Origin of the sequence: Kitasatospora arboriphila (assembly GCF_039528095.1) — a bacterium.
Classification (GTDB): Bacteria; Actinomycetota; Actinomycetes; order Streptomycetales; family Streptomycetaceae; genus Kitasatospora; species Kitasatospora arboriphila.
The window spans coordinates 1-2,482 of sequence record NZ_BAAALD010000205.1 but is presented as its reverse complement, the minus strand read 5'-3'; the positions used below and the strand labels follow the sequence as shown (position 1 = coordinate 2,482).

The window sequence follows — 2,482 nt, the reverse complement described above, 5'->3', positions numbered from 1 at the left end:
AGAACTCAACAGCGTGCCAAAAGTCAACGCCAGATATGTTGACATCCCCGGCCGGGCGGACGGACGGGCGGGCGGCGGCCGGTGCTCAGATCAGCGTCCGCCAGTAGTACCAGAACCTGTTGAGCACCAGCAGGGCGATGCCGAGGTACCAGAGTGCCGGCACCACCCAGTGGTAGCGGGCCACAGACGGCCACCAGCGGGGGGCCGGCAGGACGCCCGTCCGCAGGTTGTGCAGGGTGAGGTACCAGGCCAGCGGCCCGACCACGGCCCACACCACCATGCAGTACGGGCAGAGCGCGCCTATCTCGTACAGCGCCTGGGTGATCAGCCAGACGGTGAAGGCCAGGCCGGCCAGGGCGCCGGCCTGCAGGCCCAGCCAGTACCAGCGGTGGTAGCGGGCACCGGCCAGCAGGCCGGCGCCGGCGGCGACCAGCACCGCGAACGCCGCCAGGCCGAGCAGCGGGTTCGGGAAGCCGAAGACCGACGCCTGGCCGGTGCGCATCACCGAACCGCAGCTGATCACCGGATTGATGCTGCAGCCGGGCCGGTAGGCCGGGTTCTCCAGCATCCGCAGCTTGTCGAAGGTCAGGACCGCCGAGGCCGCCAGGCCGAGCAGCCCGCCCACCACCAGCAGCCGGGCGAGGCCCCGCCCCGCACCGATCGTCGCACCGGAGGCCATGTCAGGCCCCGGTCGTCTTGCGGACCAGCGCCGTCCACTGCTCGCCGGTCACCGGCTTGCCGTCCTGGCCGAAGACGTTCAGCACCTTGCCGTCGAGCACCACCGTCGGGGTGCCCTGGGCGCCGCTGGCGGAGAACGCCGCGTCGACCTTGGCCGCCCAAGGCCGGTAGGTGCCCTCGGTGACCGCCTTGGTGAACGCCTCGGTCTTCAGACCCGGGACCTTCTCCGCGAGCTGCAGGATCCGGTTGACGTCCCCGAAGCCGTCCTCGCGCTCGTCGGGCTGGTTGGCGTACAGCACGTCGTGGAACTGCTTGAACTTGTCCACGCCCTCGTTCAGCGCGGCCCCCGCGGCGGCCAGCGCCGTCCGCGAGCCCTTGCCGCCGAGGTTCTTGTCCAGGAACGCCGCCAGGTGGTACTCGATCTTGTACTGGCCGCTGTCCGCGAGCTGCTGCACCGCCTGGCCGGCGGAGGCCTCGAACTGCTTGCAGACCGGGCAGCGGAAGTCCTCGTACACCTGCAGGGTGTGCGGCGCGTCGGCCTTGCCGTACACCACCACGGTGCCGTCCTGGCCCGTGGTGTTGGCCGGCACCGTCAGCGGCGCCGAGGCGGCCGGGTCCGCGTCCGAGGAGGTGGCGGTGGCGATCGCCGCCACCGTGCCGCCGACCACGGCCAGCGCCGCCACGACGCTCACCGCGACGACGGTGCCCCGCCGCAGCGCGGCGGCCTTCTTCTCCCGGCGGTGGGCCTCCTGGAGGCGCTCACGGGCGGAGGTGCGGGACTGCTGGGGCTGGGTGCTCATGATGATCCGTCGAATCCTCGCGTACGGGCGCACCACCGGGCCGCGCGGCCGTGCAGCGGTGCACCGAAGAGAAGGGGGAAGGCACGCGGGGCCCGCCCGCCCGGCGGCAGTGCCGTCAGCAGGCGAGCGCGAACACCAGCGGGCCGCGGCGCGGCGCCGGCGAGGGAACGACGGACTCCGGGCGGGGCAGTGGCTCCCGCGCGTCCGGCGAGGGCGCCAGCTCGGCCGGGCAGGCCGGCAGCGGCGCGAGGAACGACAGCAGATGCCGGACGACCGCCCCGGCCACCGCCCGCAGCGCGCGCAGCACCTGCGCCGCACCGCCGAGCGCGGCCGCACCGAGGCGCAGCCACACCGCGGCGGCGAGCGCCAGCGCCAGGTGCGCCAGCAGCACCAGCAGCCGCAGCGAACCGGCGGACTGCCCGGCGAGACCCGACAGCATCGGGCTGCCGTCCACCGAACCGCCGCCGCAGACCAGCAGATCCACCCCGTGCGACCGGGCGGCGACCGTCGTACAGCCGTCCTGCCCGAGGTTGAACGCGGTGTTCAGCAGCAGCTCGACCGGGACCATCACCGCCGCCAGCCGCCCCAGGCCGTGCCGGGCGCCGTCCAGCACCAGGGCCACCAGGAACACGGCCGCGGTGCACGCCAGGACCAGCGTCACGGGAAGCGGCCGACCCGTCAGCACGACCTGGCCCAGGGCAGCGAGCGGCACCGCGAGGGCGGTGAACACCGCGGCCCGCAGAACCCTCGTCGCCCGGCTCTCGGTCATGGACAGCGAGTATGCCAGGTCGTGGATCAGGACGGTGTAAGCGTCCGCACGGGTGACGCGGCGTCAGGAACGCCCGCTCCGCGCCCCCGCGGGCATACCCTGGAGACCCGGGAAGAGGGTGGTCAGCGTGCCGCACGGAGCCGAGCCCACCGCCGCCACGGTCCTCGGCGCCTGGATCTCCCGGCAGACCGAGACCCTCGCCGACCTGGCGGGGGGCGTGCGCGGCGAGGAGGCG

The 2,482-nt window shown here is 73.8% G+C and carries 3 protein-coding genes; all 3 read right to left on the bottom strand.

What is annotated here, in order from left to right; translation table 11 throughout:
* Positions 1 to 85 precede the first annotated feature (85 nt).
* Complete coding sequence (locus ABD353_RS39450) at positions 86 to 679, bottom strand: vitamin K epoxide reductase family protein (RefSeq protein WP_344628547.1); 594 nt, start codon at positions 677 to 679, stop codon at positions 86 to 88.
* Position 680: 1 nt separating this feature from the next.
* Positions 681 to 1,478 carry a DsbA family protein gene (locus ABD353_RS39445; RefSeq protein ID WP_344628546.1) on the bottom strand — a complete coding sequence of 266 codons (798 nt, stop codon included), beginning with the start codon at positions 1,476 to 1,478 and terminating at the stop codon, positions 681 to 683.
* Positions 1,479 to 1,593: 115 nt separating this feature from the next.
* The gene (locus ABD353_RS39440) at positions 1,594 to 2,247 is read right to left on the bottom strand and encodes a hypothetical protein (protein ID WP_344628545.1); all 654 of its coding nucleotides are present in this window, start codon (positions 2,245 to 2,247) and stop codon (positions 1,594 to 1,596) included.
* Positions 2,248 to 2,482 lie beyond the last annotated feature (235 nt).